Below are 25,292 nucleotides of genomic sequence, written 5' to 3'. Positions count from 1 at the left end.
GGCATGCGACAAGCCGAACAGGAGGAAGTCTCTGGCTCGCTGACGGCACGGGATGAACACAAGTTCGAATGACTGGAGTAGATTTCGAGAAGGAAGGAGCTCCATCGATGGGCGACCGAACGGCGATCGAGTGGACGCAGGCCACCTGGAACCCGACGACTGGGTGCGACCGCGTCTCGCGCGGCTGCGACAACTGCTACGCGATGACGTTGGCTCGTCGGCTGAAGGCGATGGGTCAGCCGCGCTATCAGCGCGATGGCGACCCGCGTACGAGCGGTCCCGGCTTCGGTGTTACCTGCCATCCCGACGCGCTGCGGCTGCCATACAAATGGCGGCGGCCACGGCTGGTGTTCGTGAACTCGATGAGCGATCTGTTCCACGCGCAAGTGCCACGGTCGTTCGTGGCGCAGGTGTTTGAGGTCATGGCGGCCACGCCTCAGCACACCTATCAGGTCCTAACCAAGCGGGCTCGTCGCCTTCGAAGGCTCGCGCCTGGTCTCCGCTGGCCAGAAAACGTGTGGATGGGCGTCTCAGTTGAGGATGCCGAGGTGCTACATCGCGTCGATGACCTCCGCATCGTGCCGGCCGCCGTACGGTTCCTATCCTGTGAGCCACTCCTGGGACCGCTCGATGGTCTATCGCTGAAAGGTATCGACTGGGTTATCGCGGGCGGGGAAAGTGGACGAGGTGCCCGGCCTATGCAGGCGGCCTGGGTTCAGCAGCTTCGTGACCAATGCGCAACCGAGAAGGTCCCATTCTTCTTCAAACAATGGGGTGGCCGCACACCGAAGGCCGGAGGCCGCCAACTAGACGACCGTACCTGGGACGAAATGCCCGTCTTCGCTACGGAAAACTGATAGTCACCCCGTCAGCAAATTGTCTCTTTCCTGGTGGTCGGTTCACCACGATGCAACCGTCGCTCTCCAGTTGCCGAAGAACGGGACGTACGTGGGTCTCACGGTATGGCGTATGCAGCAGTGTGTACCACTCGATATCCTCCACCGCGATCCTCTTCTGGCCGGCGTAATACCTGAGTAATTCCTGGCGCAGAGGCGAAAGATCAGGTTCCAGTGCGAAAAGCACATCTTCGCCGGCGAGCCGGTCCGAGAAGGTGAACCCGCCGCCAGGATCGACCGCCCACATCGCGGCCTTCATGCGCTGCACACCGACGCGGTGCCTGGTGCCATGGAATAGGTAGTACCCAACGTTTCCAGTCGCGTTGATCATCGCGAAAGACTGCACATGGTCAAACCCTGCCCGGGTCTGAAGCTGCCGCCCATACACCGAGCGGAGATGCTCTACCCGATCTCGCCGCCCGTCCCAACCGTCGAGGACGTCCCGCACATCCATGCCGAACAGGCCGCGCATCGCGGCCTCCTGGCCGTCACGCTCGATGAAGCGCATGACGTGGCCGACCATAAAGTTGACAAACACCTCGGAACGTGGATAGTCGAGCAGGCCGGCGAGCAGCTCCAAAGGCATCCCGCTGTAACCGAAGGGATCCACGAACGCGAACGTCGGCGCCAGGGTCTGCTTCTGCTCGCGGAGACGCGAGATGATCGCGTTAGCGGTCACATCGAACTTCTCGTTCAGCACGTGGGCCTTGACCGTGGCCGGCCACGGAGCAAGCTCGACCTTCAGCTGGTTGATCTCATGCTGAAGCGCTGCTGCGTTGTCGCGATTCGCTTCGACGAAGTAGAACAGAAACTCCCGGTGCGCCATCTGCGGGAAGAACCTGTGCTCTACCAGCCGCCGCAGGGCGATCAACGGCGAGCCCTCCGAGCCATCGTTGTAGCGGCCGCGCCCAGCAAACCCGTCCAGGAACAGGATTCGACCGTTCCACTTGGACAGGATCGGATACCAACCATCGAGATAACGGCGCAGCATTTCGTGCTTAGCCTTGGTGTGGGCCGGGCAGTTCCACTTCGACGGATCGGCATCGCTGGCCACCGTTGACCCCTCCCCGCAGGTCGCCATGTAGCTCGAAGCGTACGAGCAGTAACCGCACGGTTCAACGATCTAACTCGCAGATCACACGGCCTGTGAGTCCGGACGCTTGCGGGTTGCTCAGCGAAACCGCCGCGCGATCAAGCTGGAAAGGCTGAAGCAAGCCACTAACCACGCCGCGACGGACGGCAGGAACGTGTCGGCGATTGCTGGCACGCTGGAAGGACCTGGCATGCGGGTTGACGGCCGGTGGCCACTGGGAAGGGGACAGATTCCGATGAGCGACTCTATCTATCCGCTGTTCCTCGACGGATGGGACAACCTCAGCACGTGGGGGCGCGACAACGGCATCTGGTACGCGCAACTGACCCGCAACGGCAACTCCGACGATGACGGTCCCGACGTCTGGATCACGCCGCCGCGCTATGTCATAGAACGCGTCGACGATTTGGCGAAAGCGATCTCCGCGGCGACCGGTGTTGGCCAGCCGACGGTCGAGGCAGCAATGTGTGCTGGTCTCGAGTTCAGCAGACAGCACGGCTGACCTGCCTTCACAGGGACTTCTACTGGCGGTGATGACCGGCGTCGGGGAGCCCAGCAGCGCGGGCGAGGGTGCGGATACGTTGGTTGACCGCGGCCGGGGACATACCACCAGGTTGCAGGCGCCCCGACCGGTTCACCCTGCGCAGTAGCGGCCCGTCCATGACGCCCTGCGCGGCGAGCGCGTCCAGCCATGCCCGAACGACCCGCACCGGATCAGTCGACGGGTGCATACCGGGCGGGATCGTCACCACCGCGCCGACGGCGATGATCCACCTGATGGCCACCCGACTCGCCGGCGAAAGTCTGCCGCTGGAGCGATCACACCGCGAAGCCACCCGACGACTCAACATCGATACCCAACGCGCACCGTAATCACTCACCATGCTCAACAGCCTCTGGGGTCGAGGTCGCCGAGACCACCTACACCGCCTTCGCCGGCACCGCCACGAGGATCGACAGCACGCCGCCAGCGAACCACCTTCGCCGCCCTCATCGACGGCCCGCTGGCGCCACCGAACGCCTGCACGTCGAATATGTGTCCAGTTAATGATGAGGGCGCGGGCGGGCAGGGTAGGTATGGGCGGTTGGTCGACGGCTACGAGATCGGAGAGTTCGGTGACGTCATCCTCGCCAGTGCCCGTCCCTCCGAAGATGACGAACAATGTGATCGGCGAGTCCGCGGCCTACATCGCTGAGTTCGAACCTCCAGCCAGACTGTGTTCTGCGGTGGAGTGGCGACGCCGAGGGATCCACTCTAAGGTTGACACTCGGCTGTCTCCTCGGCCTTGAGCTGCGGCGCGTGGGGAGTGGCAAGCGCATGACCTTCGGGCTACGGGGCGAGGCCGAGCTGTCGGCCTGGATGGGTGCACACGCACGTGTGTGCTGGGTAGAGTGCCCCGAACCATGGAGGGCCGAGGCTGTACTGATCTAGGGGTGTGACCTCCCGCTCAACCTCGACCAGAACCGGGGAACTCCTTCCCACTCGCACTTCAGCCATGCCCGCGCGGCTGCACGCGAAGCACGATCTCTCGAGGTCTTGGATCTACGACTTGCTTGAGGGCGGGTCGACCTTGCCGAGGACGCGCAGGCCGGTAAGGGCCCGCGTACGGCCGGAGTCGTCGTGCCACTCGTCGACCCAGAACGAGTCAGCCAGGTCGAGGCGGCTGGCGTGCCGGGTTAGGTCGAGCACGGCGAGGAAGGCGAACGGGGCGCCGGTCTTGGTGTACTCGGTGGCTTGGGGCCCGTACTCGGTGGTGAGGGCGTCGTTGGTTCGCTTGGCGGTTATGCGCTTGACCTCGATAACGAACTGTTCGGTGCCTATGGGGATGAGGACATCGGCGCGGCCACCGCCGGTGTTGTGTACTTCGACGTGGCAGCGGTTTCCGGTGGCGAGCTGGATGCCGAGGGCGAGGTAGTCGGCGAGCTCGGCCTCCGGCGGCTTCCGTTCGTCAGGGTCGCGATGCCACGGGAGGTTGCGTGCGCCGCCCTGTTCGCGATCGATGGCGATCGTGACGACACGGATGACTGCTCGCAGGACCTGGGTGACTCGTGGCCCCCAGATGTCGAACTCGTCCGGGAGCAATGCGGAAAGCTGGGCCGTTATGCCGGCCAGGGTGAGCTCTTCGGCGAGCGGCACTGGGCGGTCGTCGGTGATGCCGGCGCGGACGATGGTCGCGTCGGCTGGCGTCAGCAGCGGCCCGAGGGTGTGCTCGACGAGTGCGAGTTCGGCTTCGTCGAGTCGTTCGGAGAGTGCCTCGCGGATCTCCTCGGGGATGAGGCTCTCACGCGAGGCGCCGGCTTTTCCCGTGGGCGGAGCGCTCCTGATGCGTTCACGAGCCCGATTGATGGCATCGACGGCGGCTTCTTCAACGTCGTCGGGCAGGCGCTGCGTCATCGCGTCGAGCCACCGGTCGACCAACTCCAGACTGTCAGCGGTGCGGACGAGCGCTGCGTCGAGGCGCGGACTGACCGCAACCGGGATGCCGACAGGGTGGTCGACTCGGTCGGCGTCAGGAGCGACGGGGAGCGGGAGGATGTCACCGAACAGGGACGGGAGCTTGCGCGGGTCGGCGACCATGATCATGGAGTTGTGGGCGCTGTACAGGTGGCCTACATCGGCGAGGAGGCGGGTTGCGTCGAGCCAGGGGCGGTCGAGGTCGCTGAGCTTGCCGAGGTCGGTGAGGAGCGCGGCCCATGCCCCTGCGGTCTGCGCGCGTGCTTGCCGCCATTCGGGGACAAGTCCGAGATAGCCGTTGTACCACTCCGTGATTGCACCTTGGACCTTGCTGATGGTCTCCTCCGCGACGGGCTGTCCGATCAGAAAGGCGCCGACGGCCGATGATGCGGTTCCGAAGGCGACGGCGTCTGGGCGTTCTCCTTCGAGGTTCGCGCGGTTGAACATGTCGTAGGCGGCGGCGAAGACCCCAGCCGCATCGGCGAGGTCGTCAACCGAGACGGCTTGCCGGAGCAGGGCCATTCCGAGCTCGAACGCGACGTTGCATTCGACTTCCTCGATCACGGCGAGGCGTTCGAGCGAGTTGCGGGATTCGGCGTCGGGCCACTGATCCAGAACGGCGCCGAGGCTGCGGACGAGGAATCCGTCGGCTTGAGCGTGGGCCTGGGCGGCGCGTGCAGCTCGTTTGCCGAGGGCCGCGCGGATGGGAAGGCTCTCGGTCCAGCCGGCCAGCGCGAGTCGAGTCCAGCCTTCCAGCGCGACGTTGCCCCGGGACCCGTCGTCGGCGCTGATGACCTCCCAGATCTTCGCGAGGACGTCTGCGAGGTCGCCGAGCGCGGCCGGGGAGGTCAAGACGACGTTGTTGAAGTCGATGAGGCCCTCGATCCCGAGCAGTGGAACCGCGGATTCGAGCCAATTGGTCACGCCGGCACGGTCGGTCAGGTCGGCCCAGGATGCACAGAGGGCGAGGACGCGTTCGTACAGGACGTCGGGCTCTAGTTCGTGGGGTGGGTTAGTGACCACGGTCGTCTCCCCGCCCGCCCCCTCGACGGTAGGGAGTTCGCCAGCTGTGCCGTAGCCGGGGATGAGGGTGAGGGTCTCAGCGTGGCTGGAGGGAACGGGCTGGTCGTGCGCGTCGTCCATGTTCGCTGCCTCCTCGAGTGGGGCCGTGGTCTCGTCAGAACATCACGTCGCTGCCTTCAGGTGGTGTCACGACATCCCCGGCGTCGCCGGCTGCTTCGGCGAGGGTGGAAGCGTAGGTGGACGCGGTGATGATCTGTAGGCCCGGGATGGCGACGAGTTCACGGGTCATGGCGGCGGCGTTCTCATGGTTGATCTCCTGAGTGGTGAGGTCATCAACGACAAGGAGGCCGGGGTGGCGGCCGGTTCCGGTCTGATCGCCGGCTCGCAGGAGCCCGACAATGAGCGCGATGCGCAGTCGCAAGCGTTCTCCGGGTGCGAGATCGCTGAACTTGTCGGTCTTGACGCCCTTCATCACCGGCAGGTGGCCGTTGGCGCCGAGCTTGGCACTGATGAGGTTGCGGACACCGAACTTGGCGCCGAGGTCGGTGATGACTTCAGAGACGATCTTAAGGGTCCTGTGTTGTTCGAGGTCTCGCTGTTTGACGGCGTACTCGCCAGCGGCCTTGAAGACGCTGCAGGCAAACTCGTGCTCCGCGACATTCGGATCGCTGGCGCTGGCGTCGATCGCTTCGCGTTCCTCGATGCGACCGATCAGGACCGAGATCCGGTCCTCCATCTGGCGGCGTTCAGCCGCAGCCGCCTTGTCGTACTGGGCAAGAACGGCAGCGGATGCTGCTGCGGCTTCGCGAAGCTGGTCGTACGTCGCTTTAGTCGACTCGTCCAGGGCGCTGGCCGTCGCGAGTTGCTTCTCCAGCTCGGCGACCTGGACGCGGACGGCAACGATTTCGTCCTCGTTGTCCTCGTTGTCCTCGTTGTCCTCAGTGGCGTCGACCTCGGAATCCTCGACGGCCGGCGGCTCGTCCACGTCGGGCGCGATGGCTACTTCGATGAACTCGCCGTCGCACAGGGAGCAGTGGCCCTCCTGCTCGCGCGCCCATTGCTGATTGTCGATGACCTTGTCGCACCGGGGGCAGCACGATGGGCGCAGCGAGTGCCAGAACTTCTTCGTCGCGGCCGCTTCAACGAGCGCGTGCAGGTCCTGCTTGGCACGGTCGAGTGCACGTTCCACTTCGCCGTACTCGACTGCCGCGTCGAGCCAGGCCCGCTGTGCCGCCGACGCAGCTAACGCGTCGTTCGACGCGGTCTCGGTGACGGCGAGCACGTCAAGGAAGGCAGGCACCTTGCCGAGGGCATCGAGCGCAACCTTGGCCTCGGCGAGTTCGTCATTGAGCTTATCCAGGTTCTCCCGGCGGGCCTTCTGGTCCTCGGCCACCCGACGGCGCGCACCGGACACGATCTGCTCCGCTCGACGCTGCTGCCACCGCGCTGTGACAGTCGGAACCGACCATGTCGAGCCGAGGAACACGGACATCAGATGCTGGGTCGCGTAAACCTGCTCCCCGAGAACAGAACCGCTGGTCGGGTCGGTGATGGCCAGCGCAAGTGCGAGGGTCTTCCAGCCGTGCTCGACCACGGTCGCGTCGTGCTGATCGACCGCACCCGGACGCTTCTGCCACACCTTGACCGGTTCGAGGTCCATGCGAGGCAGCATCACACCGGCGACGGCTTCCTCGAACTCACCGTCGTTCTCGAACTTCGCAAGAATCCTCGCGCCACCTGCCTCGTGCAGGTCGTCGACGAGCGCCTGGCCAGGCCAAATGACCGCACTCTCGTTGATGGACGCGGCGTCGTCGGTGTTCCCGGGCGGGTGGTTGGCAGCTTCCCATTCCTGCGTCGCCGTCCATAGGCCTGCGGCGCGCAGCTGGGCCAGGTCGACGTCGCCTGCGACGGTGTAGATGCCGCCTTCGGGACGCCCGTCGTCGATGAGCCAGTGGATGAGGATGGTTGTGCCATCGATGTCGAGGGTCACGACCGCTTCGCGCAGCCAGCTGTCGCGGATGTCGCCCTGAAGGGTCGGGTTCGGGGCAGACCCGCGGATCGCCCACAGCAGGACACCGAGAATGGTGGACTTGCCGGCGTCATTGATGCCGTCGGTCGCGAACGCGGTGAATCCGGGTCCGAACGTGTGCAGGAACGAGAACGGGACCGTCGTGACCTGCGCGTCGGCAGCATCGTCGGCCGCGCCCGGTTCGCCCCCGCCGTCCTCGGAGGGGCAGCCCCGGAGAACCTTGATGCCGGCGAAGTAGATGCCCTTGACCTTGAGGTGATGCTCCTGAGTCGGCGGTCGTCCGGCGGTCACGCCGGCCTCCGCGAGCACATTCTGCACCCGGTCGATGTCGGCGGGCTCTTCCAGCCCCATGGCAGTGGCGACGATTTCTGCCCAGGCGCGCTCAGACAAGACCGCGGCGCGGGTGGACACGGCGGTGTTAATCATGGGGTATCTCCGGCGGGCGCGGCGATGGTGTACGCGCAGGCTGCGGCGACCTCGGCGAAGCGTAGGCGCACCCGCTCCAAGATTGGAGCGATGATCCGGCCGACCGGCGTCGCCTTGTACTCCGGCTGGCAGTACTGCCGGCTCTTCGCGGCCGCGCCGCTCGGGCCGAGGTTGAGGAGCTTGATGGAGTCAGCCTGCTGGTCGTACCACTCAATCTGCTCTACCTGCGCGCGCATGTTCGCCACGGCCCTCTCACCGTCGGTGAGGAGGAAGTAGTCCCGCCGAGCCTGCGACGCCGCCTCGGTGTCGACCTCCTTGGCGCGCCGCTGCGCGACGAACCCGTATGACTTCAACACCGCGATCGCGTTGTCCGGCAGTTCCCACGCGCCGTACTTGTACCGCTGCATCGGGTACAGGTGGAGCAGCGGCGTGGACCCGGCCAGCATCCGCTCGACGTGCGGCAGACCCTCCTTCGGGTCGATGTCGCCGGCCACGATGTCGGTCAGGACCTCATCGGCCAGGTAGTCGGGGTTCCGAAGCCAGAAGTCGAGCTTGGCGAGCCGCGACGTCGCACGGATAACCTTCACGGCGTCCGGGAACTCGGCGAGATCGGCGGCGCTTGAGGCCTCTCCGAGTTTGTCGAGAATGATGAGCAGCCGGGCAGCGGTCTGGCTCGTCGAACCGCCCGATGCCCGCGGTGACCCCATCACGCCCACCCGGACGCCTCGGCGCCCGCGGGTACGAACACACCCGTGACGGAGCAACGGCAGCGGCCACCGGCGAACGAGCAGGTGATCACCATGCGCTGAAGCTACAACTTTTTCGACAGGCGTACCGGCCAGTTGCGGAATCCGCGAGTCTCGCTGTCCGTTCCCGCCCAAGGCCTCCTGTTACCTTCGGGCGCGATACCGATTCTTCCTGGGCGGTGCGATCCCCTGGTCGTCACTCTCGATCGCTCCACTCCGGTACAAACACTGGCCAAGATCTCGAGACGGACCGGCATCGAATTCCACCTCGACGTACGCCATGGCGACGTCATCGTTGCATAGCCGCCGAGTCGGAATCACACTGCAGCGTGTGTGTAAACGCAAGCGCAGAGCTTCGTTTCGCCTGCGGGAAGGCGACGAGGAGGCCCTGGCCGAGTGCCGCAAGCACGGCCGGATCGTCGACGGCGGTGCGGTCGAGCAGGCCGAGCAGGCCGCGATGCGCGGCTGGCTCGGCGACCATCTCGCCAGCCGGCACAGCCTGCTCATCACCGACACCAACGAACAAGCCGCACGCGTGTCCGCGCAGGTCCGCGCCGAACTGGTGCGGCTCGGGAAAGTCGCCGAGACCGGTGTTCCGCTCGGGCTGCAGGGCACCCTCGCCGGGGTCGGCGACATCGTGCAGGCCCGCCACAACGCCTGGCACTTGGCCGGCTACCAAGGCAACAAACGGGGCCCGATCAACCGGGAGCTCTACCGCGTCATCGGAACCCGAGACAACGGCGGCCCAGTACCGTCGCGCTCACCCGCGGCCGAGACGGCAACACCTGCTACGTGGTCACCCAGGCGATCCCCGACGACGCACCGGTCGGGACCACGAACCTGGTGGAGCACCGCGACCCGATCGCCGTCCTGTCCGCGGCGTACGAGGTGGAACATCTCGAGGACGTCGCCGCGGTGGTCGAGGCCGAAGAAAGCGCCGAGGAGGCCGCATCGATTCGGACGGCTGGTGAACGGTTCGCCGATGTGGCCGCCCTGGCCACTGCCAGCCGGGCGGCTACGTCGCTGGACCGCCTCGTCGACGACGGCCTCCTCACCTGTGAACAGCGGCAAGCTGTCGCCGCCGACGAAGCCATGCCCAACCTCGCTCGTGTACTCCGTCAGGCCGAGATCGCCGGCCACGACCCGCACCGCGTGCTCACCGAGGCGGTGACCCTGGCATACCTGAACAACGTGCGCAGCCTGGCCGGTGTCCTGCACCACCGGATCAGCGAACGGGTCAACCTCGAACCGGTCGGTGACCGGTACGCCGACTGGATTCCCGCCGTCGCCGACCCGGCCTGGCACCAGCACCTGGCCGACCTGGCGCTCGCCGCCGACACCCGCCGCGACATCCTCGGAGCCGAAACCGTCGCCGAAACCCCTGCGTGGGCGGTGGAGGCCTTCGGCCCAGTACCCGACGATCCGACGCAACGTCTGGAATGGCAAGAACGAGCCAGCGCCGTCGCCGCGCACCGTGAACTCGTCGGCCACGACGACCCCGCCGTCGCGCTGCCCGGACCACCCAAGCCCGGCCAGGTCGAGGCATACGCGTCCTGGCGCGCCGCCTGGCGAGCCCTCGGCATGCCCGAGGCAACCCGAGCCGAGGCCGAGATGAGCGACGGGCAGCTACGGGTGCGGGTTCGTGCGTACGAACGCGAACAGACCTGGCAGCCCGCCTACGTCGCCCACGAACTCGCCGGCACCATCCAGGCAGAACAACGCCAGCGGCACAACGCGACCATCCAGGCGACCGCCGCCGGCGCCGCAACCGACCCGGCCGAAAAGACGCGGCTGGAGCGCGAAGCCGCCCAAGCCACAGCCCTGGCTGACGCTCTCGCCAAGCAACGAGACCAACTCGCCGAAGCCGACCAGACACGAGCCCTCTGGTACGCCCACACCGCAGAAACCCGTACGGCCGCTGAACGCGCCCGCGACGAACTCGCCCGGCGGGGAGTCGACGCAGACCAGCTCGACGACCACACCACCGCCGACGAATGGCTCGCCGCCCACGCCGAAACCGAACGCCTCGAAGACCAGCACCGCAGCGTCACCGACGAGGCCGACCTGGCCGACGTCGCCGAAGCCCGCGCCAGCGACGCCGCGGTCTTCGCCGACCGAGCCGCCGACGCCGGTCGCGCCGAGTCGGCCCCGGCCGACATTCGCGCCGAGACCACCGAAAAGCCCGCGGCCGCAGACCTAGGCTCGGAGGACTGGACACGCGTGCCAACCGCGGACCAGACCGCCAACGCGGTGACCCGTGCCCAGCGCGCCCTCCGCGAAATCGAGCAGCGCAAGCAGCTCGAGGAACGACGTACCGCCGACGACGCACGCATCGACCAGCTCACCCGCTGGCACGCCGACGACCGCGCCGACGAGCACAACAACACCCGCGAAGTCGAGAACGCGCCTCAGCTTCAGCTGACGACACCGATCGACTGAACCGACGCACGAAGGCCGGTTTCGACGCGACGACGCCCGGCTGCGGACTCAAAAGGTCCGTGGCCGGGCGCTAATCGTCCGGCCCGTCTATTCGGCTCGCAGCTGCTTCACCAGTGTCGCGCGGGACCAGTATGTCAACTCCGGGTTTCCGGGGTGGCCGTAACAGCGTTCGGTGACCCCACCGGGACGACGTGAGTCAGGCAGAGGGGGAAAAACGCCCTGATCGAGGGAACATCGTGGTGTGCGAGACGCCCCATGGAGGGCTCCGGAGCGGTAACGGTTGACCAGATTCGGACGCGTTCCTCGCTGGGGCAGCGCCAAATCACTGCCAACCCGGACATCTCCCCATCGGCGCGCGACGGCAGGTTCTGGAAACCGCACAAAACTTGCGGGACTGTCGCTACTGTTCGTCAGCCGTTTCCATCGGGACGGCTGAGTTTCTAGTTGAGAGGGCCGGTATGGCTTCAGTTCGTGGTCCCGCTGTGTCTTTGATCGGGTCCTCTGCACGATCACCGTTCAAGGTGGCCTGGTTGTTCGCAGCCCTGTGCTTGCTTGCCTCTGCGGTGGTCGGCATGCAAGCGAGCAGTGCACGTGCCGCGGACGCGCCGATGGCGTATGTGCCGCTGGAGCGGCTTACCAATCTGACGACGCTATCGTTGACCGATGCGCAGACCCAGCAGGTCCAGGTGACCGGTAAGGCTGGTGTCCCGGCCAACGCCCGAGCGGTCTTGCTGGATGTCACGGTCGCGCATGGCACGGCGACGAGCACCTATCTGACGCTGTGGGCGAGCGGGACCCGGCCAGATACCAGCAACGTGAATGCGCCGACCGGCACGACTGTCCAGAACACGGCAGTCGTGGAGCTGACGAATACCGGGACGCTACAGGTCTACAACAACGCCGGCTCGATCACTGCCGGCCTGAACGTGCAGGGCTACTTCCTCGATGACAGCGGCTCGGGCACAGGCGGCTTCGTGGCGATCAATCCGGTGCGCATCCTCGACACCCGCACGACCGCATCCATTCCAGCCGGAGGCACCCTCGACGTAAAGGTTGCTGGGGTGAACGGCGTACCGGCGGACGCGAGCGCCTTGTTCGTCAACCTCATTGCCGCCAAACCGACCGTGGACGGATCGGTGAGCATCTCCACCCGCGGGACTCCACCGGGAGGGTCCGGACCGGCCTATACGGCAGGTGGCTCGGTATCCCAAGCTGTGTCGGTGAAGCCGGACGCCAGCGGGTACGCCACAATCAAGAACTTTCAGACCAGCGGAACTCTTGATGTTCTGTTGGACGTTCAAGGATACTTCTCCGCGACTTCGGGCTCCGGAGACTTGTTCACACCCACAACCGCGCGGATTCTTAGCCCGAAGAAGACCCTTGCGGCAGGAGAGGTCCTCACTGTTCAGGTTGGCGGTGTCGCCGGCTTGCCAAAGCGGGGGATGGCCGCGGTGTTCGCGAACGTGACCGTTGTCACCCCTCCCCTTAACGGTGGCCTGCTGGTGTGGTCGCCCGACGATCCAGAACCCAGCCTCAACAACGTGTTCTTCCCTGCGGGTCCGTCTCGTGCGACGCTCCTGGCGACACGTATCTCCGGTGACGGGACACTCTTCATCAAGAACCCGACCAATGGGTCATTCGACGTCCTGATTGATGTCCAGGGTTGGTTTGATGGGAAACCAGGTCCGGCCGTAGAGCCCTCGGTACCGCCCCAGCCGACGCCTACACCTGAACCACCCCCGACCGCGGACCCAACCGACCCTGCGGTCGTACGCGGAAAGCTTCAGCAACCGAATGGCGGTGCGGCCGCAGGATTCGTGGTGAGCGTCTATGCGGAGACGGTGGCTGAATCGGACACCGTGCCGACTACGCCGGAGACTCTCACGCCTCTGGTGCAGGCGACAACTGCTGCCGATGGAACCTGGTCAGCAACCTTGCCGACTCTGCCGAGTGAGTTTCAGGCTCAGGCGGAGGCCAACGGCGGTGTCCTTAATCTGGAAGCCGTCGCTGAGGGCTCCGGCGGAGCCGATCAGCGGCCGTTCGTCTCGAGTCTCGGGGTGCGCGCCGGCATAGCGGTGAATGGCACGCTGAGTGAGGCGGCCGTCGATGCGAGGCAGGACCCTGTAGCCTCCACTAAGCTCTATCCACTTCTTCGCACCAGCGAGTTGACGGCCCCACCAACTGTCGCCCAAACCAGCGACGACGCATTCGAAGCGGCCACGGACGCCGAACAATATGCCCCGCCTGAGGGCAAGTTCACGTCGTCCACATCGCTCGTGCCACAAGAACAAAACCCGTACCTGATCGGGTCAACGAACTACTCAACGACCACCGTGACCCCCAGCATCGGGGACTACGGCGCCTCGGGGGTCATCCCTGACGGCGGCAAGGCATCCGCCACGAACTGTACCTACGAAAACCAGGTCGTGAGCTACATCGTCCAGTATCTGTACAGGTACGGGAGGGTGCTCGAGGGCCACGCATACTGGGACGCCACACACTCGGTGAACTACAGCAACTACGCCGACACGTCATGGCAGTGGGGCGTCAGCTATAACCACAAAAAGGGTTTTCAGGTTGGCGGGGACTACACCACCGCCCATTCTCTGGGAATGTCGACCGGGTGGTCGGGCCGCGGACCATACGATGCATATCAGCTCAGGATTCCGGTTCGCTGGGTCGATAGGGCGTACTACAAGTGCAAGTACGACTACCGCATCGATGGGCTACGACCGTATTACTGGAAGAACACGGTAAAGCCGCAGAAAGTCAAGGCCCCAAACGGTGGCGATCTCTGGAGGTATGGAGACAACGTCGAGAGTCGAGACGGCTACTCCCGTTTCGACGCGGCTCCGTATAAGAACAAGATCCCAGAAAATGGGGACTATTGTGTAGACATCGGAAGACACAAGAAGTACTCGGCTTCGTTCTCCGTCCTCGGCTTCAAGGGGTCGGCGTCAACGAACCGGTCAACAAACAGAAAACAGTGTATCCATATGGGCAGGAAGACCTGGGCCAAACATTGGATCTTCGCTGATCAGCCTCTCGGCTATAAGCCAAAGGTGAAGGTCTTCTACTCGTGGTAACACGACGCAGAGTCCTGCTCGTAGTCGTTGCCGCCGCACTGCTGGTCAGTGCGGCGGCCGGCTACATCACTGTCACGAAGCGGTCGTGGCATGGTGGTACGGCTATCGAGGCCGGCATGGGTGGCGACTCGATGGGCGTGCCGGCTCTGGTGGGCGACAGGCTGTACTACATCGGGCCCGGCATCGTGAACAGCTCCGACACACCCATAACTCTGCGGGCCATCCGGCCTTACAAAAGTCCGCCTGGCTTGGACTTTGTCGATGTGCGCTCGTATCGAGTCGCGGACTTCGATGGCGGGAGCCTCATGGCCTGGTTCTCCAGCACTACAGGAGTGGGGGTGGGCGATGACCCGGCAAAGCATCGGTCCGAGCCTGTGATCGGCAAGACAATTGAGCCTGGACGGTCTCTTGTCAGTGTCGAGCGAGAGTTCATCATGCTGGAATTCCGGGTCTCACGCTCGGGCAACTTGTACATACCGTGTTTGGAAGCGGAATACGACGCCAGGGGTGTCCGCTACAAGCAAACGATCGGCGCGCTCTACGAAACTCGGGTATACACGACTAAAGAAGAGCTGGACAAGGCGGAAGATAAGCGCTTTAAAAACTTTCCAGGAGTGCCGAACCTTTCGTGCCCACATCGAGCAAGCGACCCACAAGACTAACCAGAACGGACCTCCGGCTTTGTCGGAGAATGTAAGGCAAGAGTAATGGTGACAAAGCCGAAGCTCGGATCTGGGGTGTTGGCGGCCGCCGCGGTATTCGGGGGTGTGGACTCCATAGGATTGGGTTCGCCACAGGTGGGGAGCTTGGAGGGGCGTGCACATCAAGTGCACGCCCCGTTCGTCGTTATTGCGGCGCTCCTGTGGGTTGAGTGAACCCCAGCCAACGATCTGCTCGAAGGCTCGAACAATCACTCGAACAGTTGAACAATGCCTCCGACTGGTCGGATCGAGACGAACGATCGCACCAAGCCGCATCGGCCCTATCAGGGCAACGACAACCATCACGGTACCTATCAGCAACGGCCACCCGACCGAGCCAGTGACCGTGACGAAAGGCTCGCAAGTCAGCCTCGTGGCCCCGGACTACACGGCGCTGAGCTATTCGCCCCTGAGCAACGCGGTGGAGGCCACGTCGGGCTGACTGTTCGGGCCCGCCGTCCCTTCGCGGCGGCAGCCCGGCAGCCGAGGTCGATTGACCGGACACGCGACCATGCAGACACAGGTACGAGGGTGCCCGGCCGCAGACCCTATAGGATCTGCGGCCGGGGCCTCTGTCGTCTGGCCGGTCTATCCGGCTCGCAGCTGCTCGAACGCTTCCGAGGCGGGGATGAGCTCTTCGGGAAGGTCCCGGTGGCCCAGCCACCAGGCGAGCCATACGTAGACGCCGAGCGCCACGCTCTCATCACCTGCCCGCCGGTGCTCCAGAATGTCGATCGCGTGCAGCACCTCGTCGCCGATCGTGGCGTGGTTGGCGTGGTTGGCGTGGTTGGCGTGGTTGGCGGGGTGGACCAGGTCCGGGTCATCGGCTACCGCGATGCGGACGATGTCGTCGTCGGTCAGGCTGGCCCGCGGCAGCGGGCGCACGTCGGTGAGCTGAAGCGTCCACTCCGCGGCCGTGTAGGCGCCGACCACCAGCGGATGCTCCGACTCGTGCCGCAGCGTCGACACCGCCGCCCAGGCCCCGTGGGCCTGCTCACGTGTCGGGGCCGCTGTACCCGGTATCCGCCGGTACAGCTCCTTGATCCCCATCACCTCAACCCCCTCTGATATGCCGGCCGTGGATTTCTCTTCAAAGTCAGTGTGAACCTGAGCACCGACATCCAGCAGCCCTGCTCGAAAGTCGCACGAGCCCTTGAACTGCAGAAGGGTGCCGGCTTCGCCGGGCGCAGCTGTTGCCCCCTTTGGGGTGGGGTCCCGGAGCCTGTCGCCGGCGCTCTCGACGTCAAGGGCCGCGCGAGAGATCTTTTGCGTCCCTTCGGGCCCGCTGCCGCTCGCAAAACATCTTCACGCCTTTCCCTTTGACGTCGAGCCTCTGCGCCCGCGACGGGCGGCTCCCAGGCGGGCAGGCCCAATGGCCTGCCAGGCGAAGCCGGGACCCCAGCACCCTCACAGGGAAGGAGACACGCGCATGTTCGCCGCACAGGTCACCGTCGAGGGAAATCTGGCTTCTGATCCGCAGCTGCGGTACACCCCGGCGGGCACGGCCCTGGCTGAGGCTGTCGTGTTGGTCAAGACCGGCCGCAGGGTCAACGACGAGTACCACGAAGATGAGCCGACGCGGGTCCGGGTGATCGCGTGGGAACGTCTCGCCGAGAACCTCGCCTCCAGCGCCGGCACTGGTGACCGTCTGATCATCGTGGGCAGGCTGCACACTGAGGCGCACGCCGACCGTACGACGGGGGAGAAGCGCACCACGCAGAAACTCACTGCCGACGCCATCGGGTTCAGCTTCAGGTTCCACGCCGTCACGGCGCAGAAGAACCAGCCCACGCGCCGCTACGACGACCAGGCCCAACACGTCGACATCGCGGCGACGGCGAGCACGGCATGTACCCGGCCGGGCAAGAAGCATGAAAAGTGCCCTAGGGGTCCTTCGGGAAACTCGCACTCGAAGGACCCGCGGTCAGTCATTGGGTTGGAAGAAGGCCGAAAGAACAATCGGAGCGCCTTCGGCGCACAGCCCGCTGCCCCAGGGTCCTTGCCTTCCCGGCCCTCCAAGTCTGCGGGCGCGCTCCCGCCACGCAAGATCGTTCGTCCTCGCTCCGCAAGCTCCGCTGCGGGCGCTCCATCTTGCGCTCTGGTCGCTTATACGCCCGCTGATTCTTCGGTGCCGGGACGGCAAGGAAAAAGGTTGGCCAACCGTAACCGCGTGGTGGAGGGCTGCCGGCAAGTAGAGGAGGGAGACGGGGATGGCGAAAAGGAAAGGCAGGAGAAGCGTAGTCGAGGAAATCGTCTGGGAGTGCCAGAAGCACAAGGTGAAGGCCGGCAGCAGGTGCTGGCAGTGCAGGGATCAGGGCGAACTGTTCGGGATCGAGGACGTGCTGACCCCGGCACAGCGGGCGTGGCGAAAGACGCAGAGGAGCGGCTGACGATGGGTCGCGAGCTACCGCTAGAGGACCTGGACCTGGAGCAGATCCTGCGGCATCTACGGCTGGCGGAAGAGGCGTTGGACGCGGCCACGCTCGACCACCCAGATTACGTCGCAGCTTTCGAGAGGACTGAACGGCTGGCCGGCCTTCTGTCGGCGGTGCGAGAGGAGATCAAGCGATGACCCTGTTCGGCAAGAGCAGTGACCGGCAGCGGGTGGTGATCACGTACAAGGATGGCCGGCGGACGGTGCACAAGTCGGTGCCCGCCTCGGAGGTCCGCCGGGTCGAGAAGGAGTTCGAGTGGAACAAGGAGATCGCCGTGATCAAGGTGACCCCGGAGAAGTGAGGACGTGATGGCCGTGAGCCAGACGAGTGAGTACGTGACCGTGGAACGGGCCGAGCTGTGGCACTTGACTGAGTACGCAGAGCTGGTCGGTGACCAGATGCTGGCCGGCTGGCTGCGCAACCTGGCCGGCACCGACGAGCCCGAAGACGAAACGAGTGACGACAACTGTTGGGGCCCCGACATGAGATGGATGCCGGGGCCCTTCGCATTGTAGGAGGCGAAGCAATGACCAAGACGAGCAGCGTGCGGGACCTCCCGTTCCGCCAACAGACCACACGACAGGTGAGATCGCACAGGAATTGTTGGCACGCCTCGCCGCTGAACGTGGCACCGTGATCCCCGTGAAGGCTCACGTGGTGCGTTGGACTCGATACGGCCATGACCGGCTGTATGTGAAGGGCGTGAACGGATCGGACCGCGGCTATGTTGACCTGCGCACCGGGCAACCACACCCCAAGGGTGGGCTGGCCTGGACCGACGACATTGGCGTACTTGTCGGTGGTTGGCTACGCGAGAACGGGTTCACGGTGTACGCGGCACGCTGGCCGACCTCGGTGACATCGCCGGTAGGCCCAGCGAGCGGTTCGGTCGATTCTGGTGATACGGCGGTCACTGGACCTCGTACAGAAGCCACTGGTACCGGGCCTCGGCCCGCCACCGCGCAACGCCAACGAGAGGCGCGAGAACCGGTCAAGGGTTCCGCGGTGTGGGGTGACCTGGCACAGAACAAGCCTGGCCAAGCCGCCCTCGACGCGGCCAGGAGTCGTACGACGGGATGGACTCGCCTCGGCAAGCTGCTGGGGTTTCGTACCCGGGACGTGTCGTGGCGGGTCGGTGCTCGAGGTGAGCGGCTCGTCGGACGGACCCTTTGGTGGGCTCGTCTGCTGGGCTGGCGGACGTTGCACGCTGTCCCTCTTGGCAGGGGTGACATCGACCATGTGCTCATCGGGCCCGGTGGTGTTCTGACCGTCAATACCAAGCACCATCGTGGCGCGGTGGTGAAGGCTGGCCGAGTCGCGATTTTCGTACGCGGGGAGCAGACCAGGTACGCCGAGAAGGCGCGGTACGAAGCTCGCAGGGCAGCCGAGCTGCTCACCCGTGCCGCTGGACGGCACGTCGATGTCGATCCGCTCGTCGTCATAGTCGGCGCCGTCGGAGTCCGTGGCCGCCGAGCCGCCGGCGTCCGCGTACTTACCCGGTCAGGTCTACTGTTCCACCTGCTAATCCGGAGCCGCCGCCTGGACCGAGAGACACAAGACCAGCTCCACGACGTGGCCCGACGCTCGACGACGTGGCAGCGAGTCGGCCGGACCAGGTAACGACTCGGAAGAACGAGAAACGTGCTATCTGCGTGCCGGGCGCGGGCTTCTACTTGGCGGGGGAGGGACAGTTCAGCTCAACGTAACGGTCGAGTTCGCCGAAGTCACCTGCCCTCACTGCGGTGATCGCCGGATGATGGCGCAACTCGGGGACCTGAGAAAGTCGCCCGAGCACGGACACCCGCTCAGCCTCGGAGTCCGCCTGCCGCAGCTGCCGAAACCATGCGCATCGCCAATGACGCTGCGCGAGGTCGCGCCCAGTCCCGGCCCCATACATGATCCCGGCTCCGTCCGGCGCCTGACCCGAAAGTGGCTCCTGAGGCAGGACGTAGCCGGGCGGAAACTCGAGTTCGGCAGCTTCCTCGCGGAACTGCGCATTCGCCTCATCGGCCGTCAGCGCCGTGCGTTGTGGTTCTGATCTGACCAAGCGCCGAACCGCTTGCCCTGCGACCTTCGCCAAGTCCACAGCCACCACGCCCCTTCCAGGCTCAACGATGTGACTGTCGCGTTGCCCGATTTTAGGCACGCTGTCACTCAGCGCACACCCCTCTTCGCCACTGCCAAGCACGTCCTGCGAAGCGCGAGAACCACAATCGTCCGCCCGATGCCATCCACGCGTGCTGTTAGGCCGAGTCCGCACCGGTCATCAGCGGTCTCTCAGGAGTAGCCGCCACGCGAGACCGGAGGCACGACCAAGACGTCGCGACCAAGGCCGGGCGCAGCCGAGCGTGCGGCCAGATCCAGGACCGACGTTGCTGAAGGTCGCGTGCTAAGTACGTGCCAGATTACGGGGCTGATCATTGTCCCCAGCGGTCAAAGACGGTCACGACAACCGGGCTCAGACGCGGTGACGATCTACGCTCAGTCGAGCGCGAGACCTATAAGCGCCTTTGCAAGGCCAGACGTAGCGTCAACAGACAGTCCCAAGCAAAGGTCGGGAACCCAGCGCCCTGTGCCCCGAATGTGAGAGTTGTTGTGGCCGTTTGCGGTCGTTTTGTGTTGACTTTGGCGCATAGGACTCGATGGCCTGGTCATGTCGGCGTTCCTGCCGAGCTTGTCGGCGGAGGGTTGGTGAGGGGTGAGGGCTTCGTGGTGGCGGCGGTTGTGGGCGTACTGCCGGGCACATCCTTCGACGATCTTGCTGTCGTTGCTCGGTGGTGTCGGTGGCACCGTCATTCCGGCATTTACACCGCTGATTGTTCGGCAGGTCGTCGATGAGGTGATCCTGGCTCGACGCTCGCCGCTTGCCCCGTGGCTGATGCTGCTGGCTCGCCGCGGGTGTCGCACGTTTCGGCCTGAGCATGCTGCGTCGCTACTACGCGAGTCAGTTGGCGAACCGCGTCGGCTATTCGCTGCGTACCGATCTCTTCGCCTCGCTCCAGCGCTTGGACGGGCACCAGCAGGACAGGCTGCGGACAGGCCAGGTCGTGAGCCGCAGCACGTCGGACGTGGCGATGATCGAGCGGTCGATCGAGACAGCTCAGCAGTTGGTCACCAATCTGGTGTGGTTCGTCATGGCGCTGGTCATCATGGTCGCGCTCGCACCGCTGTTGTCGCTGGTGGCGCTCGTGATGATGCCCGTGCTCTACCTGGTGGCCCGCCGGGGGAACTCGGTGTTGTTCCCGTCGTCGTGGGACTACTCGCACCAGTCCGGGCGGGTCGCGGCCGTGGTAGAGGCGGCGGTGACGGGTGTGCGGGTCGTGAAGGGTTTCGGCCAGGAAGGGCAGGAGCTCGCGAAGCTGGAGGCGGCGGCGCGTGGGCAGTTCGCGTCCGGGATCAGGCGTACGCGGTTCACAAGTACGTACGTCCCTGCGCTGACGGCGATACCGGCAGCGGGCCAGGTGGGTGTGCTCGCCTTCGGCGGCTGGCTCACTGCGCGCGGCGACATCACGCTCGGAACGTTTCTGGCGTTCGCGAGCTATCTGGCGCTGATGGTGCCTCCGGTGCGTACGTTCGTGGGCCAGTTCGCCCAGTGGAACATCACCAAGGCCGCGGTCGTACGGGTGTTGGAGATCATCGATGCCCGGCCGACGATCGCCGACGCAGCCGACGCGGGTCGGGCACCGTCCGGCGCGGTTCCGGTTGAGCTCGCCGACGTCACGTTCGGGTACGACCCCGACCATCCGGTGCTGAAACGCGTGTCGCTGCGGGTTGACCCGGGCGAGTCGGTCGCGTTGGTGGGAGGTACCGGGTCGGGCAAGTCGACGGTCGCCCTCCTGCTCGCTCGCTGCTACGACCCACAGGCCGGTGCAGTCCGTCTCGACGGCCGAGACATCCGCGAGTTCACGATGAGGTCGTTGCGAGCGCGGATGGGCACGGTGCTGGAGGAGAGCTTCCTGTTCTCCGACACAGTGCGGGCCAACATCGCGTTCGGACGCCCCGAGGCGACAGACGCCGAGGTCCGTGCGGCGGCGCGGGCGGCGGAGGTCGACCGGTTCGTCGACGGGCTGGCCGACGGCTACGAGACGGTGGTGGGGGAGCGGGGTCTCACGCTCTCCGGCGGCCAGCGGCAGCGCATCGCCCTTGCCCGCGCACTGCTGACCGATCCGCGGATGCTGGTGCTCGACGACGCGACGTCAGCCGTCGATGCCGGGGTCGAGGCCGAGATCCACGCCACGCTACGCCGGGTGATGCAGGGACGCACAACACTGCTCATAGCCCACAGGCACAGCACCCTGCGGCTCGCGGACCGGATCGCCGTCATGCATCACGGCGAGGTCGTCGACGTGGGCACCCACGCCGAGCTGCTGGCCAGATGCCCACGGTATCGACTGCTGTTGTCGGGACACGACGAGGAGTTCGGCGCGGACGAGGACGACGCCACGCAGGAGTTCGTCGACCCGTGGTCCCACTCGCCGCGGGCCGACAGCGATGGGCTGTTCGGCGGTGCCGCACTTCCGCCCGACCAAGCCGCCAGAGTCGCCGCACTAGCAGGTCGGGCTTGGCGCGACCGAACATCTGCCTCTTGAGCATTTTGATGCGGTTGACGTGCCCTTCCACCGGGCCGCTGTTCCACGGCAGCGTCAAACCGGTGGTGACGGCGTCCTGGTCGCGGCGCAGGCCGGTGACGAAGGAGTGCAGAGCTGGTTGGTCGTCGGCGTCGACGGTGGCCATCCACCCCTCCAGTTGATGACCGCGCAGGTCGCACATCATGGTGGCCCGGACATGGCCGGCCAGCGCGGCGAGGGGTGCGCTGACCGCCAGGATCGCATCGAGCCGGTGTTGATCGGCCGACCCGACGGCCGTCGGGTCGCTCATGATCCAGCCTGTGACGCGACGAACCGACGGCGGTTGAGGTGTAGGTCTGGGAACGTGACCGCTGGTGCGGAACGGATGCAGGTATTGGCGCACGATCTTCTGGCCGCCGCGATAGCCCCGGGCCTTGATCTCAGCGAACAGCTCGGTGGAATTGGTGCACCCCTCGTTGAAGCGTTGGTGTAGATAGGGTTTGAACTCCTCCAGCAGACTGGGGCGGCGTCCCGTGCCGTTGCGGGTCAGCAGTTCTTCGACCGTGGTGGCGCGCGCGAAGCGGCGCACGGTCCCGCGCGAGAGCCCCAGTTGAGCGCCGATGGCTCTGATGCTGGTGCCCTCGGCCAGTAGCGCGTGCACCGCGGCATGTCGTTCACGCGCTCGAATCGCCCACCGATCCGTTCGGTCTGCCGGCCGAACGGAGGGCGCTGTTCGCGGGGGAGCGCTTGGATCGGGCTGGTCCTCGCCGTGAGTTTCGTTGCCATCGCTTTCGTTGCCCGCACCAGCGTTCCTACCCTCCTGAACAGCCAGGGCGGCGGTTAAGCAGTTCCGGTGCCGGGCCACGGTGCGTTCCACCGCCTCGCCCAGGTTGTGCCAGACGTGCCACCGGTCGGCGACCTGCAGAGCATCGGGCGCGCCCTCGCGGGCTGCTTCGGCATACGCGCCAGCTCGGTCTCGGCAGACGATCTCCACACCGGGATGGGCTTTCAGCCACGTGGTCAGGGTCTGGGCAGTGCGGTCGGATAGCACATCGACCGGGCGGCGGGACTCGATGTCAATCAGGATCGTGCCGTAGTTGTGTCCACGGCGCAGGGCGAAATCATCCACACCCAGCACGCGCGGAGTTGATCGTTCAGGGTCGGGCAGGGCACGGATCAGGCGTAGCAGGGTCATCCGGCTGACCGCCGCGGCCAAGCGTCCCGTCAACCGCGCACCGGCGCGTCCACCCAGCGCCAGCGCGACCGCACACAACACCCGCTCCAGTACTGGCGTGCGCCGGGCATGCCGTGCCGCCACTCCCGGTACCTGCTCGGCGAAGGTCCTTTTACCGCAGTTGCCGTTGTCGCAGAACAACCGCCGTACTCGCAACCGGATCAGCATCTCCCGACCGGCGATCGCGGTGTCGGCAAGCCGCCGTTGGTAGCGGCTGTGCACCCGGCCGGACGGCATCCTGCATCCAGGACAAGCCACCGGTGCGTCCTGGGTGCTGGCCTCGATCCGCACCGCTGGCCCCGCAGCCCGTATGCCCTCGATCCGTAGCCCGCTCAGATGAGGAAACAACACCGCCAACGGCTCAAGATCAGCGCACTCGAACCATGATCAACTACACCGTCTCCCGCCAGCGGCCGGGGTCGATCACGGAAAACGTGCCAGAACCTGAAAACTGAGCCGTAGGCGTCGGGTGAAACTGAGCACCCCGAGTACGTCTGGGGGTTCGATCACGTTGGAGGACTGCCCCGGGTCGGGTGCAACATCGAGTGGACCTCACCGCGGGCACGGCACTGGGTCTAGGTCGGATTCAACAGCCAGGATCCACAGACCATCGGCGAACCGGATCTCGAACAGGCGCTCTCCGCGTGCGTCGACACCAAGCTCGTTAGCCTCAAAGAAGGGCTGGCCGTGACGCCTGCGTGCCTCCCCGTCGCGGGTCGAGACTGCGGAAAAGACTCCGAGCACGATCTCCATGTCAGCGCCTCCCTTCCCACAGCCGATGGCTGGCTGTGCCACTCACACGCCACAACTTACGGGGCTGGCACGAACAAGATCGGAGACTCGCGGTCACAAACCTGCGGCATCCGCGCCTGATGCAGCCTGACGGAGCGTCACCTTACGGACGGGCCTTGGACCGTGAGGTGCCCCGCGCGTCCTGGAAACGGACCCAAGTAGGGTCAATTAACTGTCTGGAGGGATGGGTTCGTGTCGAACAAGCCGCGGAAGTATTCGCCTGAGTTGCGGGCTGAGGTGGTCGCGTATGTGCTTGATGCCGATCACACGCCGGCGCAGGCCGCGAGGGATTTCGGTCTGGTCGCTGAGACGGTCAGGAACTGGGTGAAGGCGGAGAAGGAACAGCGGCTGGGAAACACTGAGGAGACTCGTGAGGCGGGTGGCCGTGCCCGGATATCCGAGCTCGAGCGGCGGGTGCGTGAACTGAGCAGGAAAATGCCTTCTTGAAAAAAGCCGAGGCCTTCTTCGCGAAGGAACAGCGGTGAGCGAGAAGTATGCGCTCGTTCGCGCGGAGAAGGCTATCTTCGATGTGGTCATGATGTGCCGGCTCCTCGGTGTGTCGAAGTCTGGGTATTACGAGTGGGAAAAGCGATCGGTGTCGCAGGCCGCGCTGTGGCGGCTGGAGCTGGCCGGCCTGGTGGAGGACAGGTTCGTCCAGTCCGGGCGCACCTACGGCTACCGCAGGGTGCACGCCGAGCTGGCCCGTGATGGCATCGCCGTGGACGATGAGACGGTCCGCGCACTGATGCGGGAGCAGAACCTGACACCGGTCCAGGTCAAGCGCCGCCGCTGTCTGACCAGGGCGGACGCCGCCGCCGGACCGATCCCGGACCTGGTCGAGCGTGACTTCACAGCCACCGCGCCGGGGGCGAAGATGGTCGGCGACATCACCGAGATCACCACCGGCGAGGGGCCACTGTATCTGGCGACAGTGNTGGACTGCTTCTCCAAGGCTGTGCTCGGCTGGGCGGTCGACGAGCGATATCCGGCGAGCCTGGTCTGCGCAGCGATCGAATCCGCCGCGGACCGTATTCGGTTTCTGACGGCGCCATATTTCATTCCGATCAAGGCAGCCAGGGCGGATTCAACTGGTCGTCGCAACACCTCGATATCGGAGGTGTTGATGGGCAGGCCAGCAGGCTGGATGAAGGAGTTGACGGGCCGGGCGCCGATGAAGTCGCCTGGTAAGCCGTCGCTTCGCCGCGATGTGGAGCGCTTGTTCTGGCGCGAGATCGCCAAGGGGCTGACCAGCGAGGACGCCGCGGTCGCGGTCGGCGTGTCGCAGGCGGCTGGAAGCCGGTGGTTCCGGGAGCGTGGTGGCATGCCAACGTTCCTGCGCACGTCGCTGACCGGCCGCTACTTGTCGTTT

22 protein-coding genes and 1 pseudogene are annotated in these 25,292 nt (G+C 65.4%); 13 read left to right on the top strand and 10 right to left on the bottom strand.

The window, feature by feature from the left end; translation table 11 throughout:
* Window positions 1-107: 107 nt before the first annotated feature.
* Complete coding sequence (locus B141_RS0130010) at window positions 108-857, top strand: DUF5131 family protein (protein ID WP_020578895.1); 750 nt, start codon at window positions 108-110, stop codon at window positions 855-857.
* Here B141_RS0130010 and B141_RS0130005 read toward each other — a convergent pair.
* On the bottom strand, window positions 844-1,950 hold the full coding sequence (locus tag B141_RS0130005) for a three-Cys-motif partner protein TcmP (protein ID WP_157181405.1): 1,107 nt from the start codon (window positions 1,948-1,950) through the stop codon (window positions 844-846). The two genes, B141_RS0130010 and B141_RS0130005, sit on opposite strands and share 14 nt — an antisense overlap.
* Before the next feature lie 274 nt (window positions 1,951-2,224).
* On the opposite strand from B141_RS0130005, the gene B141_RS43565 reads away from it, so the two are divergent.
* The gene (locus B141_RS43565) at window positions 2,225-2,491 is read left to right on the top strand and encodes a hypothetical protein (protein WP_157181404.1); all 267 of its coding nucleotides are present in this window, start codon (window positions 2,225-2,227) and stop codon (window positions 2,489-2,491) included.
* A gap of 19 nt (window positions 2,492-2,510) precedes the next feature.
* Here B141_RS43565 and B141_RS43560 read toward each other — a convergent pair whose 3' ends face one another.
* Complete coding sequence (locus B141_RS43560) at window positions 2,511-2,774, bottom strand: site-specific integrase (RefSeq protein WP_020578892.1); 264 nt, start codon at window positions 2,772-2,774, stop codon at window positions 2,511-2,513.
* A gap of 407 nt (window positions 2,775-3,181) precedes the next feature.
* Here B141_RS43560 and B141_RS53015 point away from each other — a divergent pair, with 407 nt between their 5' ends.
* Window positions 3,182-3,421, top strand: a complete 240-nt coding sequence (locus tag B141_RS53015; protein WP_420313610.1) for a GIY-YIG nuclease family protein — start codon at window positions 3,182-3,184, stop codon at window positions 3,419-3,421.
* A gap of 111 nt (window positions 3,422-3,532) precedes the next feature.
* Here B141_RS53015 and B141_RS0129990 read toward each other — a convergent pair whose 3' ends face one another.
* From B141_RS0129990 to B141_RS0129970, 4 genes are all read right to left on the bottom strand, one after another.
* On the bottom strand, window positions 3,533-5,587 hold the full coding sequence (locus B141_RS0129990) for a hypothetical protein (protein ID WP_020578891.1): 2,055 nt from the start codon (window positions 5,585-5,587) through the stop codon (window positions 3,533-3,535).
* 34 nt (window positions 5,588-5,621) lie between these two features.
* Entirely contained in the window at window positions 5,622-7,922 is a 2,301-nt protein-coding gene (locus B141_RS0129985) for a hypothetical protein (protein ID WP_020578890.1), read from the bottom strand.
* Window positions 7,919-8,638, bottom strand: coding sequence for a hypothetical protein (locus B141_RS46360; protein WP_020578889.1), 720 nt, complete (start codon window positions 8,636-8,638; stop codon window positions 7,919-7,921). Before B141_RS46360 ends, B141_RS0129985 begins: the two co-directional genes overlap by 4 nt.
* Before the next feature lie 319 nt (window positions 8,639-8,957).
* The gene (locus B141_RS0129970) at window positions 8,958-9,332 is read right to left on the bottom strand and encodes a hypothetical protein (RefSeq protein ID WP_026257679.1); all 375 of its coding nucleotides are present in this window, start codon (window positions 9,330-9,332) and stop codon (window positions 8,958-8,960) included.
* A 128-nt stretch (window positions 9,333-9,460) separates the two neighbouring features.
* Between B141_RS0129970 and B141_RS0129965 the strand changes: the two genes are divergently transcribed.
* From B141_RS0129965 to B141_RS0129955, 3 genes are all read left to right on the top strand, one after another.
* Window positions 9,461-11,107: a hypothetical protein gene (locus B141_RS0129965; RefSeq protein ID WP_020578886.1), complete on the top strand. Its 1,647-nt coding sequence runs from the start codon at window positions 9,461-9,463 to the stop codon at window positions 11,105-11,107.
* Between the two features lie 530 nt (window positions 11,108-11,637).
* A complete protein-coding gene (locus B141_RS0129960) occupies window positions 11,638-14,193 on the top strand; it encodes a hypothetical protein (protein WP_157181402.1) in 2,556 nt (851 codons plus the stop codon).
* Entirely contained in the window at window positions 14,187-14,855 is a 669-nt protein-coding gene (locus B141_RS0129955; protein ID WP_026257678.1) for a hypothetical protein, read from the top strand. The genes B141_RS0129960 and B141_RS0129955 overlap by 7 nt, the downstream gene beginning before the upstream one ends.
* A 627-nt stretch (window positions 14,856-15,482) precedes the next feature.
* On the opposite strand, the gene B141_RS0129950 is transcribed toward B141_RS0129955, so the two are convergent.
* On the bottom strand, window positions 15,483-15,944 hold the full coding sequence (locus tag B141_RS0129950; RefSeq protein WP_020578883.1) for a hypothetical protein: 462 nt from the start codon (window positions 15,942-15,944) through the stop codon (window positions 15,483-15,485).
* Window positions 15,945-16,323: 379 nt separating this feature from the next.
* On the opposite strand from B141_RS0129950, the gene B141_RS48050 reads away from it, so the two are divergent.
* The 4 genes from B141_RS48050 (at window position 16,324) to B141_RS48045 (ending at window position 18,949) form a co-directional block, all read left to right on the top strand.
* Window positions 16,324-17,466 (top strand): single-stranded DNA-binding protein, encoded by a 1,143-nt coding sequence (locus B141_RS48050; protein WP_157181401.1) that lies wholly within the window; start codon window positions 16,324-16,326, stop codon window positions 17,464-17,466.
* On the top strand, window positions 17,463-17,630 hold the full coding sequence (locus B141_RS50435; RefSeq protein ID WP_020578879.1) for a hypothetical protein: 168 nt from the start codon (window positions 17,463-17,465) through the stop codon (window positions 17,628-17,630). The genes B141_RS48050 and B141_RS50435 overlap by 4 nt, the downstream gene beginning before the upstream one ends.
* A 13-nt stretch (window positions 17,631-17,643) precedes the next feature.
* A complete protein-coding gene (locus tag B141_RS0129925) occupies window positions 17,644-17,844 on the top strand; it encodes a hypothetical protein (RefSeq protein ID WP_157181400.1) in 201 nt (66 codons plus the stop codon).
* 127 nt (window positions 17,845-17,971) lie between these two features.
* Window positions 17,972-18,949: a nuclease-related domain-containing protein gene (locus tag B141_RS48045; protein WP_169512985.1), complete on the top strand. Its 978-nt coding sequence runs from the start codon at window positions 17,972-17,974 to the stop codon at window positions 18,947-18,949.
* Between the two features lie 49 nt (window positions 18,950-18,998).
* On the opposite strand, the gene B141_RS0129915 is transcribed toward B141_RS48045, so the two are convergent.
* Window positions 18,999-19,376, bottom strand: a complete 378-nt coding sequence (locus B141_RS0129915; protein WP_157181398.1) for a hypothetical protein — start codon at window positions 19,374-19,376, stop codon at window positions 18,999-19,001.
* Window positions 19,377-20,250: 874 nt separating this feature from the next.
* On the opposite strand from B141_RS0129915, the gene B141_RS51830 reads away from it, so the two are divergent.
* Window positions 20,251-21,918 (top strand): ABC transporter ATP-binding protein, encoded by a 1,668-nt coding sequence (locus tag B141_RS51830; RefSeq protein ID WP_020578875.1) that lies wholly within the window; start codon window positions 20,251-20,253, stop codon window positions 21,916-21,918.
* Window positions 21,919-22,741: 823 nt separating this feature from the next.
* Here the strand turns inward: B141_RS51830 and B141_RS51825 are convergent.
* Together B141_RS51825 and B141_RS0129895 are read right to left on the bottom strand one after the other, a co-directional pair.
* Window positions 22,742-23,422 (bottom strand): annotated as a pseudogene (locus B141_RS51825) (ISL3 family transposase); the annotation flags it as partial.
* A 261-nt stretch (window positions 23,423-23,683) separates the two neighbouring features.
* The gene (locus B141_RS0129895) at window positions 23,684-23,884 is read right to left on the bottom strand and encodes a hypothetical protein (RefSeq protein WP_020578872.1); all 201 of its coding nucleotides are present in this window, start codon (window positions 23,882-23,884) and stop codon (window positions 23,684-23,686) included.
* Between the two features lie 231 nt (window positions 23,885-24,115).
* Here B141_RS0129895 and B141_RS43540 point away from each other — a divergent pair, with 231 nt between their 5' ends.
* Together B141_RS43540 and B141_RS51820 are read left to right on the top strand one after the other, a co-directional pair.
* A complete protein-coding gene (locus tag B141_RS43540; RefSeq protein WP_020578871.1) occupies window positions 24,116-24,370 on the top strand; it encodes a transposase in 255 nt (84 codons plus the stop codon).
* Window positions 24,371-24,404: 34 nt separating this feature from the next.
* Window positions 24,405-25,292, top strand: an 888-nt coding sequence (locus B141_RS51820; RefSeq protein ID WP_157181397.1) for an IS3 family transposase, incomplete at its 3' end; no start/stop codon positions are given.

Source organism: Actinopolymorpha alba DSM 45243, assembly GCF_000373925.1.
Classification (GTDB): Bacteria; Actinomycetota; Actinomycetes; order Propionibacteriales; family Actinopolymorphaceae; genus Actinopolymorpha; species Actinopolymorpha alba.
The sequence above is the reverse complement of the archived record's forward strand: the minus strand, read 5'-3'. Positions and strand labels throughout refer to the sequence as shown.

Excerpts from the sequence above, each read along its gene's own strand:
- B141_RS0130010 (WP_020578895.1), top strand. The coding sequence starts at position 108 with ATGGGCGACCGAACGGCGATCGAGTGGACGCAGGCCACCTGGAACCCG.
- B141_RS43565 (WP_157181404.1), top strand. The coding sequence starts at position 2,225 with ATGAGCGACTCTATCTATCCGCTGTTCCTCGACGGATGGGACAACCTC.
- B141_RS0129990 (WP_020578891.1), bottom strand. The coding sequence starts at position 5,587 with ATGGACGACGCGCACGACCAGCCCGTTCCCTCCAGCCACGCTGAGACC.
- B141_RS0129985 (WP_020578890.1), bottom strand. The coding sequence starts at position 7,922 with ATGATTAACACCGCCGTGTCCACCCGCGCCGCGGTCTTGTCTGAGCGC.
- B141_RS0129950 (WP_020578883.1), bottom strand. The coding sequence starts at position 15,944 with ATGGGGATCAAGGAGCTGTACCGGCGGATACCGGGTACAGCGGCCCCG.
- B141_RS48050 (WP_157181401.1), top strand. The coding sequence starts at position 16,324 with ATGTTCGCCGCACAGGTCACCGTCGAGGGAAATCTGGCTTCTGATCCG.
- B141_RS50435 (WP_020578879.1), top strand. The coding sequence starts at position 17,463 with ATGACCCTGTTCGGCAAGAGCAGTGACCGGCAGCGGGTGGTGATCACG.
- B141_RS51830 (WP_020578875.1), top strand. The coding sequence starts at position 20,251 with ATGCTGCGTCGCTACTACGCGAGTCAGTTGGCGAACCGCGTCGGCTAT.
- B141_RS0129895 (WP_020578872.1), bottom strand. The coding sequence starts at position 23,884 with ATGGAGATCGTGCTCGGAGTCTTTTCCGCAGTCTCGACCCGCGACGGG.